The 15,219-nt window shown below is 64.4% G+C and carries 11 protein-coding genes; 6 read left to right on the forward strand and 5 right to left on the reverse strand.

The features are described from left to right. Positions 1-4: 4 nt before the first annotated feature. A complete protein-coding gene (locus VMP31_RS14380) occupies positions 5-2,617 on the forward strand; it encodes an EAL domain-containing protein (RefSeq protein WP_325508229.1) in 2,613 nt (870 codons plus the stop codon). Positions 2,618-2,787: 170 nt separating this feature from the next. On the opposite strand, the gene VMP31_RS14385 is transcribed toward VMP31_RS14380, so the two are convergent. The 4 genes from VMP31_RS14385 to VMP31_RS14400 all read right to left on the reverse strand — a co-directional run bounded on the left by VMP31_RS14385 (position 2,788) and on the right by VMP31_RS14400 (position 7,090). Further along, entirely contained in the window at positions 2,788-3,078 is a 291-nt protein-coding gene (locus tag VMP31_RS14385; RefSeq protein WP_325508231.1) for a YceK/YidQ family lipoprotein, read from the reverse strand. After that, entirely contained in the window at positions 3,071-3,703 is a 633-nt protein-coding gene (ubiX, locus tag VMP31_RS14390) for a flavin prenyltransferase UbiX (protein ID WP_325508233.1), read from the reverse strand. Before ubiX ends, VMP31_RS14385 begins: the two co-directional genes overlap by 8 nt. After that, positions 3,704-5,056 carry a UDP-N-acetylmuramate:L-alanyl-gamma-D-glutamyl-meso-diaminopimelate ligase gene (mpl, locus tag VMP31_RS14395; RefSeq protein ID WP_325508235.1) on the reverse strand — a complete coding sequence of 451 codons (1,353 nt, stop codon included), beginning with the start codon at positions 5,054-5,056 and terminating at the stop codon, positions 3,704-3,706. 129 nt (positions 5,057-5,185) lie between these two features. Then, positions 5,186-7,090, reverse strand: a complete 1,905-nt coding sequence (locus VMP31_RS14400; RefSeq protein ID WP_325508237.1) for a sigma-54-dependent Fis family transcriptional regulator — start codon at positions 7,088-7,090, stop codon at positions 5,186-5,188. A gap of 303 nt (positions 7,091-7,393) precedes the next feature. On the opposite strand from VMP31_RS14400, the gene VMP31_RS14405 reads away from it, so the two are divergent. The 5 genes from VMP31_RS14405 (at position 7,394) to VMP31_RS14425 (ending at position 13,552) form a co-directional block, all read left to right on the forward strand. Continuing rightward, positions 7,394-8,914, forward strand: coding sequence for an aldehyde dehydrogenase family protein (locus tag VMP31_RS14405; protein ID WP_325508239.1), 1,521 nt, complete (start codon positions 7,394-7,396; stop codon positions 8,912-8,914). Positions 8,915-9,115: 201 nt separating this feature from the next. Continuing rightward, positions 9,116-10,564: an ethanolamine permease gene (eat, locus tag VMP31_RS14410; RefSeq protein ID WP_325508241.1), complete on the forward strand. Its 1,449-nt coding sequence runs from the start codon at positions 9,116-9,118 to the stop codon at positions 10,562-10,564. 51 nt (positions 10,565-10,615) lie between these two features. Next, positions 10,616-12,010, forward strand: coding sequence for an ethanolamine ammonia-lyase subunit EutB (locus tag VMP31_RS14415; RefSeq protein WP_325508243.1), 1,395 nt, complete (start codon positions 10,616-10,618; stop codon positions 12,008-12,010). A 14-nt stretch (positions 12,011-12,024) separates the two neighbouring features. After that, positions 12,025-12,837, forward strand: coding sequence for an ethanolamine ammonia-lyase subunit EutC (gene eutC / locus VMP31_RS14420; RefSeq protein ID WP_325508245.1), 813 nt, complete (start codon positions 12,025-12,027; stop codon positions 12,835-12,837). A 247-nt stretch (positions 12,838-13,084) separates the two neighbouring features. Continuing rightward, entirely contained in the window at positions 13,085-13,552 is a 468-nt protein-coding gene (locus VMP31_RS14425) for a GNAT family N-acetyltransferase (protein ID WP_325508247.1), read from the forward strand. A 53-nt stretch (positions 13,553-13,605) separates the two neighbouring features. Here VMP31_RS14425 and VMP31_RS14430 read toward each other — a convergent pair whose 3' ends face one another. Next, on the reverse strand, positions 13,606-15,201 hold the full coding sequence (locus VMP31_RS14430) for a protein kinase (protein WP_325508249.1): 1,596 nt from the start codon (positions 15,199-15,201) through the stop codon (positions 13,606-13,608). Between the last annotated feature and the right edge of the window lie 18 nt (positions 15,202-15,219).

The raw sequence follows: 15,219 nt of genomic DNA on the forward strand, positions 1-15,219 counted from the left end.
TCGAATGGAAGCCGGCTTACGCATGAAGCGCCTGCAGTTACGCGCAAGCACCGCCCTGATCCTGTGCCTGGCCGGCATGCTGGCACCCGCCAGCCAGGCCCTGGCCCAGCCGCGTGAGGTCAGTGTCGGGGTATATGCCAACGAGCCGAAGATCGTCCAGGGCGAGGATGGCCAGATCTCCGGCATCCTCGGCGAACTGCTCAAGGAAATTGCCCGCCTGGAAAACTGGCAACTGACCGCCGTGCCCTGTGACTGGCAGCAGTGCCTGGAACGGACCCAGAGCGGCGAGATCGACCTGCTGCCGGATGTCGCCTTCAACGAAACCCGCGCCCTCTTGCTGGACTTCCACCAGGTGCCGTCGCTGTACAGCTGGTCGCAGCTGTACAGCCGCGAAGGGGTGCAACTGGCCTCGGTACTGCACCTCGAAGGCCGCCGCATTGCGGTGCTGGAAGGGTCTATTCAGCAGAGCTACCTGCGCGACCTGCTCAAGAGTTTTGGCCTTAACGCCCAGCTGATCAGCGTGCCCAACCTGCTGCAGGGCTTCGAGCAGGTCGCCAGTGGCGCGGCCGACGCGGTGGTGGCCAATCAGCGCTTCGGCGACTTTCACGCCCCGCGTTACCAGCTGTACAGCACGCCCATCATGTTTCAGCCCGCGCAACTCTTCTATGCCACCCGCAAGGGGCAGAATGCCGAGCTGCTGGCCAGCATCGATAAACACCTGCAGTACTGGCAAGGCTCGCCCGATTCCTACTACTACCAAACCCTGCAACGCTGGGGCGGCGAGCCGCCCAACCTGCTGATTCCCGTCGGGGTCTGGTGGGGCCTGGGCGGCCTTGGCACGCTGCTCCTGCTCGCCCTTGGCGGAGCGGTGGTTTTGCGTCGCCAGGTCGCCGAGAAAACCCGTCACCTGCTGGCCGGCGAACAGCGCCTGAACACCATTCTCGACAGCGTCGAGGCCTATATCTATATCAAGGACACCCAGCTGCGTTACCAGTACGCTAACCGCAAAGTCTGCGAACTGTTCGGCGCGCCCCTCGAGCAGGTGATGGGCAAGACCGACGAGCACTTCTTCGATCTCGATACCGCCAACAACCTGCACGAGAATGACCGCCGGGTCCTGCAGTTCGGCGAGCGGGTGGAGGAGGAGGAAGTCAACCGCGACCTCAACGGGACCACCGAGCACGCCTTCCTCTCGGTCAAGCTGCCGCTGCGCAATGCCGCCGGGCAGATCTATGCCCTGTGCGGCATTTCCACCGACATCACCGAACACCGCAAGAACCTGGAGAAGATCAACCAGCTGGCCTTCTACGATCCGCTCACCGGGCTGCCCAACCGCCGCCTGCTGCTCGACCGCCTGCAACTGGCGCTGGCCAAGCATGCCCGTGGCCTGCAACAGGGGGCCCTGCTGTTTATCGACCTGGACAACTTCAAGGACCTCAACGACACCCTCGGCCACGACATGGGCGACCAGTTGCTGCAACAGGTGGCCGAGCGCCTGCGCGTCCATGTCCGCGCCCAGGACAGCCTGGCCCGCCTCGGCGGCGACGAGTTCGTGCTGATGCTCGAAGAGCTCAGCGCCGACCCGGTACAGGCCGCGCGCCAGGTGGAAACCGTCGCCAACAAGGTGGTCGCCGCCTTGGCCGCGCCCTACAGCCTGGAAGGCCGCAGCCATACCAGCACCGCCAGCATCGGCATCGCCCTGTTCCCCAAGGACCAGACCAGCGTCGAGGAAATTCTCAAGCGCGCCGACCTGGCCATGTACCAGGCCAAATCCGCGGGGCGCAACGGCATGCGCTTCTTCGACCCGAGGATGCAGGCCGAAGCCAATGCCCGCGCCAGCCTGGAAAGCGACCTGCGCCAGAGCCTCAGCGAGCGCCACTTTATCCTCCACTACCAGCCCCAGGTCGACCTGCTGGGCCAGTTGATCGGGGCCGAAGCGCTGGTGCGCTGGCAGCACCCCAGACGCGGCCTGGTCGCGCCGAACGACTTTATTCCCCTGGCGGAAAGCACCGGGCTAATTCTGCCCCTGGGCCGCTGGATCCTGCACAGCGCCTGCGCCCAACTGGTCACCTGGGCCGCGCACCCGCAGCTGCGTCATATCAACCTGGCGGTCAACGTCAGCGCCCGCCAATTCCACCACCGCGACTTCGTCGAGGACGTGCTCGCGGCCCTGACTGAAAGCGGAGCCAACCCCGCCCGCCTGGAACTGGAGCTGACCGAAAGCCAGCTGGTGGAAGATGTGGAAGTCCTGATCGCCAAGATGACCCGGCTCAAAGCGCATGGCGTGCGCCTCTCGCTGGATGATTTCGGCACCGGCTACTCCTCGCTCAACTACCTCAAGCGCCTGCCGCTGGACCAGTTGAAGATCGACCAGAGTTTTGTTCGCGACCTGCTCGTGCAGCCCAGTGATGCCGCCATTGTGCGCACCATCCTGGCCCTGGGGGCCAACCTCGACCTGGCCGTCACCGCCGAGGGCGTGGAAACCCTCGAACAGCGCGAAGCGCTGCTGGCCATGGGCTGCCAGAAGTTCCAGGGCTACCTGTTCGCCCGACCGGGGCCAGCCCAACTGCTGGAGCAGTGGCCCCTGGCCTTGGACAGCCGCGATATCACCGTCTGAATCCAGCCCGTCGCCAGACACTCAGCCAGACCGGCAGCCGGGGCCTCAGGTCGGCGCGGACTGGCGGATGCCCAAAGCGCCGTGTGTCGACTGGCCCAATAGCAGCCCGTGACCCGGTGCGCGGCGCACCCTATATAGCCGCCGCGCCTTTGTAGGGTGCGCCGGCTCGGTCAGAGCCCGCCGCTGACACTCAGCCTCAAACCCATGGCGGTGGCCAGGGAGAGCGGCAATAACAGGGTATCGAGCAGGGCGCTGCCCGGCAGGTCGAGGGCGGCGTATTGCGGGGCCTCGGTGCCGAAACGCTCGACGGCGCAGCAACCGCCCTTGAGCGCATACAGGTCCAGCCGGGTACCGGCATAGACCACCGGTGCACCGGGCTTGGCCGCATCCAGGGTGGCGACCGTGGCACAGCCCGGCAGCAGCGCCAGCAGTGCAAGGCATGCAGCCAGCCAGCTAATCATCGCCGCTAACCTGATGATGCTCGCCCCAGCGCGGCAGCATGTCCTGGGGGATATTCAGACAATTGAGAATGCGCGCGACGACGAAGTCGATCAGGTCGTCGATGGTCTGCGGCTGGTGATAGAAGCCCGGCGCGGCCGGCAGAATGGTCGCGCCCAGGTTCGACAGTTTGAGCATGTTCTCCAGATGGATGCTGGAAAACGGTGCCTCGCGTGGCACCAGAATCAACTGGCGGCGCTCTTTTAGCACCACATCGGCGGCGCGTTCGATCAGGTTGTTGCAGGCACCGCTGGCGATGGCCGACAGGGTGCCGGTGGAACAGGGCACCACCACCATGGCGCTGGGAGCCCCGGAACCGGAGGCCGCCGGGGCCATCCAGTCCTCCTTGCCATATACACGGATCTGCCCCGAGGACGCCCCGGTGTACTCGTTGAGAAACGCCTGCATGGCCTGCGGCTTGGCCGGCAGACTGACATCGGTTTCGGTGGCCATCACCAGCTGCGCGGCCTTGGAGATCAGAAAGTGCACCTCACGGTCTTCCCGCACCAGGCAATCGAGCAGGCGCAGGCCGTACTGGGCACCGGAAGCACCGGTCATGGCCAGGGTAATTCTCTCAGGTCCAGACATTTATGCCTCCAGGGCCGCAGCCAGCTTGCCATGCAGGCCGCCGAAGCCGCCGTTGCTCATCACCACTATTTGGGTGCCCGGCGCGGCTTCGGCCTTGACCCCGGCGATGATCGCTTCCAGGGAATCGCAGACCTGAGTCGGCACGGTGGACGTGGCGACGGTGCCGGCCAGATCCCAACCCAGGTTTGGCGGTGCATACCAGTACACCGAGTCAGCCTGCACCACGGATTCAGGCAGACCATCGCGGTGTGCGCCGAGCTTCATGGAGTTGGAGCGCGGCTCGACGATGGCGATCAGCTTGGCATCGCCGATGCGCTTGCGCAGGCCATCCAGGGTGGTGGCAATCGCCGTCGGGTGGTGGGCGAAGTCATCGAAAATGGTTACGCCATTCACCTCGGCGACCTTCTCCATACGCCGCTTGGCGTTGATAAAGCTGCACAACGCGGCGATGCCCAGTTCCGGCACCACGCCGACATGCCGCGCCGCAGCCAGCACCGCCAGGGCGTTGGCCACGTTGTGCTGGCCGGTCAGTTGCCAATCCACGGTGCCGGCAAGCTTGCCCTCGAAACTCACCTCGAATCGCGAGCCATCTTCGCTAAGCAGCCGCGCCTGCCACTGGCCGCCTTCACCTGTGGTCTGCACAGGGGTCCAGCAGCCCATCTGAATTACCCGCTTAAGCGCAGGCTCGGTGGTCGGGTGAATAATCAGGCCGTCGCCGGGGATGGTGCGCACCAGATGGTGAAACTGCCGCTCAATGGCTGCCAGGTCCGGGAAGATATCCGCGTGATCGAACTCCAGGTTATTCAGGATCGCGGTACGCGGGCGGTAGTGAACAAACTTGCTGCGCTTGTCGAAGAAGGCGCTGTCGTACTCGTCGGCCTCGACTACAAAGAACGGAGTACCGCCCAGGCGCGCGGAAATACCGAAGTTCTGCGGCACGCCGCCAATCAGGAAGCCCGGGCTCATGCCGGCATGTTCCAGCACCCAGGCCAGCATGCTCGAACTGCTGGTTTTGCCGTGAGTACCGGCCACCGCCAGCACCCAGCGGCCCTGCAGCACATGGTCGGCCAGCCACTGCGGGCCACTGACATAGGGCAGGCCCTTGTTCAGCACATATTCCACCGCCGGGTTGCCGCGCGACAGGGCGTTGCCGACCACCACCAGATCCGGTGCGGGGTCGAGCTGAGCGGCGTCATAGCCCTGGGTCAGTTCGATGCCCTGGGCTTCGAGCTGGGTGCTCATGGGTGGGTAGACGTTGGCGTCGGAGCCGGTCACACGGTGGCCCAGTTCCTTGGCCAGCACAGCCAGCGAGCCCATAAAGGTGCCGCAGATGCCGAGAATATGGATATGCATGATTTACCTTGAAGGCGTCGTCAGAGCCGGTGAATAAGGCGGGATAAAAACTGGCCGCAGATTAGCACAGCACCGCCACCCCGCAGAGGCCCGGCGGCGCGCTGCGAGGCATGACTGAAGAGGTGCGCTTCAACGCGTTGAACGCAGCTTGATCCCATGCTTGCGCAGCTTGCGGTACAGGGTGTTGCGGCTGATGCCCAGTTGCTCGGCGCTGCGGCTGATATGCCAGTGCTGCGCCTCTAGGACCGCGAGCAACGCCTGGCGTTCGGCGTCGCCCAACTGATCGGGCTTGGCCGCAGGCAATAGGGCAAGCGCGGGGCGAGTATGGCGAATCTCGGCGGGCAGTTCAGCGTGGCTGATGATGCCGTTTTCGCACAGCGCGCAGAGGGTGCGCAGCACATTGCGCAGCTGACGCACATTGCCTGGCCAGGGGTAGGCCAGCAGTGCTTCGCGAGCCGCATCAGCCAGGCGTACGGGCTGCCCGCGCGCCTCTTCGGCCAGCAGAAAATCCAGCAGCGCCAGCTTGTCGCCGCGCTCACGCAGCGGCGGCAGCTCGATCTCCAGGCCATTGAGGCGATAGAACAGGTCCTGACGAAACTCGCCGCTGGCCACCCGTTGAGTGAGGTCGCGGTGGCTGGCGCTGACCACCCGCACGTCGATGGCTTGCGATTCGCCACCAATCGGCTCGACCCGGCGCTCTTCCAATACGCGCAGCAAGCGGGTCTGCAGCGCCAACGGCATATCGCCGATCTCATCGAGAAACAGGGTGCCGCCATCAGCCTGTTGCAGCTTGCCGCGCATGCCTTCCTTGCGCGCGCCGGTAAAGCTGCCGCCGCGATAGCCGAACAGTTCGCTCTCGATCAGGCTCTCGGGAATTGCCGCGCAATTCAGCGCAACAAAGGGTTTGCCGCCGCGCGAGCTGACCTGATGCAGGGCCTTGGCAAAGGCCTCCTTGCCGGTGCCGGTTTCGCCGCCGATCAGCAGCGGCACATCGCGCTCGTAAACCCGCAGGGCGCGGCGAAAATCACTCTGCAAACCGGGGTCGGCCAAGCACAGCCCTGGCGTTGCCAAGCTCGCCGCAGCCAGTACCTGAGCGCTACGCCGAGGCTGGCCGCGCAACATGGCAAACAGCAGCTGGCCACGCTGGGTATACAGCGGCCAACTGGCGCTGGGCTGCGCCGAGGCGCGGCCGAGCAGGTCGTCCAGGCGGCAATCAAATACCTCGACCAATGTGCGACCGAGCAGCTGTCGCCGCGACAGGCCGAGCAGGTTGATCGCACTCTGATTGACCGCGCTGACCCGGCCATCGCCATCGAAGGCCAGCAAGCCTTCGCTGAACTGACCGATATATTCGGCCTGGGCGTGGAAGCGCAGCAGCCATTCACCTTCGTAGCTGCGTAGAAAGTGGCAGCCCTCGATGGCCTTGGCCGACAGGTTGACCAGGGCCATGGTGTGGAACTGGCTCTGCCGCGATACGTCATGCCGCGCCGAGGACACGTCCAGCACTGCCAGCAGCTCGCCATGGGGATCGAACACCGGACTGGCCGAGCAGGTCAGGCCGGTATGTCGGCTGCGGAAATGTTCGTCCTGATGGATGGTCAGCGGTTGGCGTTCGACCAGGCAGGTGCCGATACCGTTGGTGCCTTCGCAGGCCTCGCTCCAGTCCGCACCGAGCCACAGGCCGGCCTGCTCGAAGGTGCGCTTTTCCGCCTGTTCGGTGACGCAGTTGAGGATCACCCCGCGCGCATCGGTCAGCAGCACGGCATGACCGCTGCCAGCCAACTGGCGGTGCAGGCTGTTCATCTCGTTACTGGAAATCTCCAGCACCTGCTGCAGCTGTTCGCGTCGTTCGAGCATGTGCGCGTGCTCGATCACCGCCGGTGCCATGGCCTGCGCAGGGTCCAGGTGGTGCTGCTGCAGGCAGCGCAACCAGGAGCGCGCCACAGAAGGGTCGGCAGCCGGGCCGGCAAGCTGCCCGCGTCCTTGCGCCACGGTCAGCACCTGCTGAGCATGGCGGCTTGCATGGTTGTGCATTGTTATTGTTCTCCGCTGTGGAGTTGCACGTGATGGCCGAGCATCTACCAGCTTCCCGGCCATTGCAAGACGCGCTGACCGGCGAGCCACTGCGCTGTATCGCCCCTGGTACAGAGTGTCACACCGCCTGTATCAAGGCCGACACAGGTGCCCCGCACCAGTCTCGAGCCAAAAACCATGCAGAGGCTCTAACACGGCCATTGCGAACTCCTGGCCCGCCCTTTGCTCTGCCTCTGCACAAGCGCCACAGCGCGCCATTCGCTGCATCACCAGAACAAGCATAAGAACCAGGAGATATTCAGCATGCGTTACGCCCATCCCGGTACCGAAGGTGCCCTCGTTTCCTTCAAATCCCGTTACGGCAACTACATCGGCGGCGAGTTTGTCGCGCCGGTCAAAGGCCAGTACTTCACCAACACCTCGCCGGTCAACGGCCTGCCGATTGCCGAATTCCCCCGCTCCAGCGCCGAGGATATCGACAAGGCCCTCGACGCTGCCCATGCCGCCGCCGATGCCTGGGGCCGTACCTCGGCGCAGGAACGCGCGCTGGTGCTACTGAAAATTGCCGACCGCATCGAAGCCAACCTGGAAGTGCTCGCCATCACCGAAACCTGGGATAACGGCAAGGCCGTACGGGAAACGCTCAACGCCGATATTCCCCTGGCCGCCGACCATTTCCGCTACTTCGCCGGCTGCCTGCGCGCCCAGGAAGGCAGCGCCGCCGAGATCGACGGCAACACCGTGGCCTATCACATCCATGAACCGCTGGGCGTGGTCGGGCAGATCATCCCGTGGAACTTCCCGCTGCTGATGGCCGCCTGGAAACTTGCCCCAGCCTTGGCTGCCGGCAACTGCGTGGTACTTAAGCCTGCTGAGCAGACGCCGCTGGGCATCAGCGTGCTGATGGAACTGATCGGCGACCTGCTGCCGCCCGGCGTACTTAACGTGGTGCAGGGCTTCGGTAAGGAAGCCGGCGAAGCCCTGGCGACCAGCAAGCGCATCGCCAAGATCGCCTTTACCGGCTCCACCCCGGTAGGCGCGCATATCATGAAATGCGCGGCCGAGAACATCATTCCGAGCACCGTGGAGCTGGGCGGCAAATCGCCGAATATCTTCTTCGAAGACATCATGCAGGCCGAGCCGAGCTTTATCGAAAAAGCTGCCGAAGGTCTGGTGCTGGCTTTCTTCAACCAGGGTGAAGTGTGCACCTGCCCATCGCGGGCGCTGGTGCAGGAGTCGATCTACCCGGCCTTTATGAAAGAGGTAATGAAGAAGGTCGAGCAGATCAAACGCGGCGACCCGCTGGACACCGACACCATGGTCGGCGCCCAAGCCTCCGAGCAGCAGTTCGACAAGATCCTCAGCTACCTGGAAATCGCCAAGCAGGAAGGCGCTGAACTGCTCACCGGCGGTGCGGTGGAAAAACTCAGCGGCACGCTCAACGGCGGTTATTACATCCAGCCGACCCTGCTCAAGGGCCACAACAAGATGCGCGTGTTCCAGGAGGAGATCTTCGGCCCGGTGGTCAGCGTCACCACCTTCAAGGACGAAGCCGAAGCCCTGGCGATTGCCAACGACACCGAGTTCGGCCTCGGCGCTGGTCTGTGGACCCGCGACATCAACCGCGCCTATCGCATGGGCCGGGCGATCAAGGCCGGTCGCGTGTGGACCAACTGCTACCACCTCTATCCCGCCCACGCCGCGTTCGGTGGCTACAAGAAGTCCGGCGTCGGTCGCGAAACCCACAAGATGATGCTCGACCACTATCAGCAGACCAAGAACCTGCTGGTCAGTTACGACATCAACCCGCTCGGCTTTTTCTAGCCCCAGCAAGCGCTGCTGAGCGCCTGCGCAACCGCAGTCGATGCCACAAAACGACATCGACCTGCCAGACCGCGCCACAGGTCTAGACCAGAAGCGCATTTGGCATAGCGGTTGCTGATCCACTGGGTAACGCTATTCCCTCAAAACCTACAAGCCTGGCCGAGCCTACGCTGCGGCCCGTTTGTTGATAAGGAAACTCCCATGGCAGCAGAACAAATCAGTGCGGCAAGCTTGCCGCAAGGCACCGATTTAGAGCAGGTCAATGCCGACTACTTCCAAAGCAGGCAATTGAAGAAGGGCGCAGCAGGCTGGGTATTGCTGGTCGGCCTGGGCGTGGCCTATGTGATTTCCGGCGACTACGCCGGCTGGAACTTCGGTCTAGCCCAGGGCGGTTGGGGCGGCATGTTTCTCGCCACCCTGCTGATGGCGCTGATGTACCTGTGCATGTGCTTCTCCCTGGCGGAGCTGTCCTCGATGATCCCCACCGCCGGTGGTGGCTATGGCTTTGCCCGCAGCGCCTTCGGCCCCTTGGGCGGCTTTCTCACCGGCACGGCGATCCTTATCGAATACGCCATTGCCCCGGCCGCGATTGCGGTGTTTATCGGCGCTTACTGCGAGTCGCTGTTCGGCATTGGCGGCTGGGCGATCTACCTGGCCTTCTATGTGCTGTTTATCGGCATCCATATCTTCGGCGTCGGTGAGGCGCTGAAGCTGATGTTTATCATCACCGCCGTGGCGGCCATTGCCCTGGGCGTGTTTATCGTCGCGATGGTGCCGCACTTCTCGGTGGCCAACCTGCTCGATATTCCGGTGACTGAAGCCACAGGTGCCAGCAGCTTCCTGCCGTTCGGCTATGTCGGTGTGTGGGCGGCGATCCCCTATGCGATCTGGTTCTTCCTCGCAGTCGAAGGCGTGCCGCTGGCCGCTGAAGAAACCCGCAACCCGCAGCGCGATATGCCGCGCGGGCTGATCGGCGCCATGCTGGTGCTGCTGGCCTTTGCCCTGCTGATTCTGGTGTTGGGCCCAGGCGGCGCCGGTGCCAACGCGCTGATGGCGTCGGGCAATCCGCTGGTGGAGGCACTGACGATTGCCTACGGCGAATCCACCTGGATGAGCAGCTTCGTCAACCTGATCGGCCTGGCCGGTCTGATTGCCAGCTTCTTCTCGATCATCTACGCCTACTCGCGGCAGATCTTCGCCCTGTCGCGCGCCGGCTACCTGCCGCGTTCGCTGTCGCTGACCAACAAGAACAAGGCCCCGGTACTGGCGCTGATCGTGCCCGGCCTGATCGGCTTTGCCCTGTCACTGACTGGCCAGGGTGACCTGCTGATTCTGGTGGCGGTGTTCGGTGCAACCATCTCCTACGTGCTGATGATGGCCGCGCATATCACCCTGCGCGTGCGTCGCCCGGAGATGCATCGCCCCTATCGCACCCCAGGCGGCATCGTCACCTCGGGCATCGCCCTGGTGCTGGCCTGCGTGGCCGTGGTTGCCGGCTTCCTGGTTGACCCACGGGTGGTGATTGGCGCTGCGGTTATCTACGCCGTGCTGATAGCCTACTTCGCCCTGTACAGCCGCCATCACCTGGTGGCCGGTACGCCGGAAGAAGAATTCGTCGCCATCGGTAAAGCCGAGGCCGCGCTCAAGTAACACCCGCCGCGCTGGCGCAGCTGCGCCAGCGCGGCGTTTTGGAGACACGCGATGTCCAGTTTTCAGCATACGGTAGGCGGTGAAACCTACCGTTTCGACAGCCTCGCCGAGGTTATGGCCAAGGCCAGCCCGGCGCGCTCCGGCGACTTTCTCGCCGGTGTGGCGGCGAGCAATGCCGGCGAACGGGTCGCGGCGCAGATGGCCCTGGCCGATATTCCACTCAAGCATTTCCTCACTGAGGCGCTGATTCCCTACGAAGAGGATGAAGTGACCCGGCTGATTATCGACAGCCATGACCTGGCGGCCTTTGCCCCGGTCAGCCACCTCACCGTTGGCGGCTTTCGCGACTGGCTACTCGGCGACAGCGCCGACGAGGCCGCCCTGCGCGAACTGGCTCCTGGCCTGACGCCGGAAATGGCCGCTGCGGTATCGAAGATCATGCGCGTACAGGATCTGGTGCTGGTGGCGCAGAAAATCCGCGTGGTCAGCCGCTTTCGCAACACCGTCGGCCTGCGCGGGCGCATGTCCACCCGCCTGCAACCCAATCACCCGACCGATGAGCCGGCCGGCATCGCCGCGAGCATTCTCGACGGCCTGTTGTACGGCAACGGCGACGCCATGATCGGCATCAACCCGGCCACCGACAGCATCGCGAGCATCTGCGACATGCTGAAGATGCTCGATGGCATCATCCAGCGTTATGAAATCCCCACCCAGGCCTGCGTGCTGACCCACGTCACCACCTCGATCGAGGCGATCAACCGTGGCGTGCCACTGGACCTGGTATTCCAGTCGATTGCCGGCACCGAGGCGGCCAACGCCAGCTTTGGCGTCAGCCTGAAAATTCTGCAGGAAGGCTACGACGCTGGCCTGAGCCTCAAACGCGGCACCCTCGGTGACAACCTGATGTATTTCGAAACCGGCCAGGGCAGCGCGCTGTCCGCCGGTGCCCACCATGGCCTCGACCAGCAGACCTGCGAGACCCGCGCCTATGCAGTGGCGCGGCATTTCAAACCGTTTCTGGTGAATACCGTGGTCGGTTTTATCGGCCCGGAGTACCTGTATAACGGCAAGCAGATTATCCGCGCCGGCCTGGAAGACCACTTCTGCGGCAAGCTGCTGGGCCTGCCGATGGGCTGCGACATCTGCTACACCAACCACGCCGAAGCCGATCAGGACGATATGGATGTACTGCTTACCCTGCTTGGTGTGGCCGGGATCAACTTCATCATGGGCATTCCCGGATCCGACGACGTGATGCTCAACTACCAGACCACCTCCTTCCACGACGCGCTGTATGCCCGGCAGAGCCTGGGGCTGAAACCGGCCCCCGAGTTCGAAGGCTGGCTGCAGCGTATGGGCATCTTCACCCAGACCGACGGCCGCCCGCGCATGGGCAACAGCCTGCCGCCGGCGTTTCGTCAGGCGCTGGCACAGTTGGGTTAACCGAGGAATAGCCTATGTACGACGACAGCCCACTCAGCGGCGCCAGCGAAAACCCTTGGCAGCAACTGCGCAACCTCACGCCGGCGCGCATCGCTCTCGGTCGTGCCGGCACCAGCATGCCGACCCGCGCCCAGCTGGATTTCCAGTTCGCCCACGCCCAAGCGCGCGACGCCGTGCACCTGCCGTTTGACCACGCGGCCCTGGCCGCAGGCCTGGCCCACCAACATCGGCAGAGCCTGCTGCTGCACAGCGCCGCCAAGGACCGCGACACCTACCTGCAACGCCCGGACCTGGGCCGGCGTTTGAGCCACGAATCCGCCGAGCTGCTGGGCCAGCACCGCGAGAACAACCCGGACGGTTATGACCTGGCCATAGTCATCGCAGACGGCCTGTCTGCCTTGGCCGTGCACCGTAATGCCCTGCCCATGGTGGCGCATATCGAGGAACAGGCCGCTGCCGAAGGCTGGAGCGTGTCACCCGTCGCCCTGGTCAGCCAGGGTCGCGTGGCGGTGGCCGATGAAGTGGCCGAGCTGCTTGGCGCGCGCATGGTGGTGATCCTGATCGGCGAGCGCCCAGGCCTGAGTTCACCGGACAGCCTGGGGCTGTATTTCACCTACGCCCCACGGGTCGGCCTGACCGACGCCTACCGCAACTGCATCTCCAACGTGCGCCAGGAAGGCCTGAGCTACGCCATGGCCAGCCATCGCCTGCTGTACCTGATGCGCGAGGCCTGCCGCCGGCAGCTGTCGGGGGTCAACCTCAAGGATGAAGCCGAAGTGCCGCTGCTGGTGGGTTCAGACAAGCGCGAAAACTTCCTGCTGGGCTAGCAGGCCTGGCTATGAGGGAGGGGCTTTAGCCGCGACTGATCTAGCGGGCGCTGAAAGCGCAGCGCCGCCCGCCCCCTGCGACGGAAACGACAAATTATTCGTGTAGAGCGACCAGACGCGGCGCTGAATTACAACCAAACGCTTGTTTGGATTGCACTTTCCAAATGCCTTAGGCAGCATCGGGAAGGTTCGCAGGCAGCACTGCCGGTTGCCGAAGCCGTCCACCTTAATGAAGTCGAGGCTCACCATGCGCATCGTTCAAGCCACACTGGAGCATCTGGACCAACTGACGCCGCTGTTCGTCAATTACCGCGAGCTGTTCGGTCAACTGCCCTACCCCGATTCCTCGCGCAGCTTTCTGGAAAAGCGTATCAGCCGCAAAGAGTCGGTGATCTACCTGGCCATGGCCGATGAAGAGGACAAGATTCTCGGCTTCTGCCAGCTCTACCCGAGCTTCTCCTCGCTGTCGCTCAAGCGCGTATGGATTCTCAACGACATCTATGTCTGCCAGGACGCCCGTCGCCAGCTGGTCGCCGACCGCCTGATCCAGGCCGCCAAGAAAATGGCCAAGGAAACCAATGCGGTGCGCCTGCGCGTGGCGTCCAGCATCAACAACACCGTGGCGCACAAGGTGTACGAGTCCATCGGTTTCGTCGAAGACACCGAGTTCAAGAACTTCGTCCTGCCGATCGGCGAAGACCTCACCGCGCCCTGAGCACAAGCCCCGCAAAGCGCCCTGCGGTCAGACCGACAAGGCGCTTCGCTGCTTTAGCCGTCCAGGCTAAACCAGAGCCCCAATACCAATTGCACCAGCAGCACGCCGATCAGGGCGAACTGCCAGGGCCGCTTGCGCCTGGGCACGTGCAATAGCGCGTGATGCGCCTGCAACGGCTGCTGCAGGGCCTGCTGAAATTCCGACAGAGCCTCGAAGCGCGCTTCCGGCCGTGGGGCCAGGGCCCGCGCCAGCACTCCGTCCCAGCCGGCCGGCACAGGGCGGCTGTACTGCGCCAGCGGCACATAACGGTTGAGCGCATCGGCATCGCCCCGCGCAGCATCCGGCCAGCGACCGCAGAACAACCAGTAGGCCAGGGCCGCCAGGGCGAACTGATCGGCGCGGCCATCCACCGCCTGGCCCTGACGCAGCTCCGGGGCCAGGGGCTGCGCCGCCGCGGGCAAGCGCTGGCGGGCTACGCCGGGCAACAGCGCGGCATATTCGGGCAGCACCAGCAGATGCCCAGCGTCGTCTACCAGGATATTGCCCGGATCCAGCCACAAGCCCTGCATGCCGCGCCGCTGCAAGCCGCGCACGGCGGCAATCAACTGCTCTAGCAAGGCCAGCAGAGTCACCCCGTCCAGCGGCCCATGGGCCGCAGCCCAATCGACCAGGCTGCGCATACCGCTGGCCGGCAATTCAAACAGCATAAAGGCATGCCGACGCGGCCGATGGGACGACAACACCCGCGGCAAACTCGCCACCGGGCTGCGCCGCAACACCCACTCGCGCTGCCAGAAGGCCTCGTCCGCGGCCTGCTCGGCCAGTAACAGCAAGGCCTCGCGGCCGCCTTCGTCACGGCCACGGAACATCCGCCCGGGCGGGCCATAAGCGCAGGAGCCGAGTAGCGTCCAGCCATCGAGCTGCATACCCGGCCGCGCATCCTCCACCATCGGCCAGGACTCGGGCGGCATGACCGGCGGCATTGCCCCCGGCTCGCCGGGCAATAACAGCACCGCGGCACCCGGCGCATGCAGCCAGGGCCGCAGCACGCTTTGCATATGGGTGGCACTGAGCTGCGCGCAGGCCTGCCGAAAGCTCTGCAGGTCGGCGACCTCCAGCAAGGGCTGCGGTGCCAGCAGCAGAGCCGCACCCTCGCTAAGCGGCAGACTGTGCTGCACCAGCGCCAGTTCGGCCTGGCTCCCCAGCTGCATGCCCTCGCGGCCGATCAGGCTTTGCAGGCTGCCCGCCTGGTAGCGCAACAGGCCGATGGCCCCGGCCTGGAGAAACTGCATCTCGTCGCCCTGCAGCAGCAACAGGCCGGCGTCCAGCTGGAAGCGGCCGCGCCCGACCCGGCGCTGGCGAAACAGCTGGGCATTGAGGGCCGCGAGGACCTGCCGGGCGGCCTGGGCTTCGCTCCAGCCACCGGGTGTGCTGCTGTAATCGGCAAACAGGGCATCCAGGTGAGCATCCACAACGCGCACTACATCAGTGCATTCGCGCGCCCATAGCAAGGCGACCAGCAACACCGGGGCACGCCCTTCACGTCCGGGTAACCAGGCGGCGCGTACCCGCGCGGCCTGACTGGGCAGGTCCAGGCCATGGCCGTACGCCAGGCTAACAGCGCAATGATCCAGTCGTTCGATCGACATCGGCAGCCCTCCCAGGTC

This window comes from Pseudomonas sp. (genome assembly GCF_035512415.1).
Taxonomy (GTDB): domain Bacteria; phylum Pseudomonadota; class Gammaproteobacteria; order Pseudomonadales; family Pseudomonadaceae; genus Aquipseudomonas.

What these genes read in the sequence shown, in the direction of transcription:
- VMP31_RS14415 (WP_325508243.1), top strand. Translation starts at nt 10,616, where the DNA reads ATGTCCAGTTTTCAGCATACGGTAGGCGGTGAAACCTACCGTTTCGAC.
- VMP31_RS14380 (WP_325508229.1), top strand. Translation starts at nt 5, where the DNA reads ATGGAAGCCGGCTTACGCATGAAGCGCCTGCAGTTACGCGCAAGCACC.
- eutC (WP_325508245.1), top strand. Translation starts at nt 12,025, where the DNA reads ATGTACGACGACAGCCCACTCAGCGGCGCCAGCGAAAACCCTTGGCAG.
- VMP31_RS14400 (WP_325508237.1), bottom strand. Translation starts at nt 7,090, where the DNA reads ATGCACAACCATGCAAGCCGCCATGCTCAGCAGGTGCTGACCGTGGCG.
- VMP31_RS14430 (WP_325508249.1), bottom strand. Translation starts at nt 15,201, where the DNA reads ATGTCGATCGAACGACTGGATCATTGCGCTGTTAGCCTGGCGTACGGC.
- ubiX (WP_325508233.1), bottom strand. Translation starts at nt 3,703, where the DNA reads ATGTCTGGACCTGAGAGAATTACCCTGGCCATGACCGGTGCTTCCGGT.
- VMP31_RS14425 (WP_325508247.1), top strand. Translation starts at nt 13,085, where the DNA reads ATGCGCATCGTTCAAGCCACACTGGAGCATCTGGACCAACTGACGCCG.
- mpl (WP_325508235.1), bottom strand. Translation starts at nt 5,056, where the DNA reads ATGCATATCCATATTCTCGGCATCTGCGGCACCTTTATGGGCTCGCTG.
- eat (WP_325508241.1), top strand. Translation starts at nt 9,116, where the DNA reads ATGGCAGCAGAACAAATCAGTGCGGCAAGCTTGCCGCAAGGCACCGAT.
- VMP31_RS14405 (WP_325508239.1), top strand. Translation starts at nt 7,394, where the DNA reads ATGCGTTACGCCCATCCCGGTACCGAAGGTGCCCTCGTTTCCTTCAAA.
- VMP31_RS14385 (WP_325508231.1), bottom strand. Translation starts at nt 3,078, where the DNA reads ATGATTAGCTGGCTGGCTGCATGCCTTGCACTGCTGGCGCTGCTGCCG.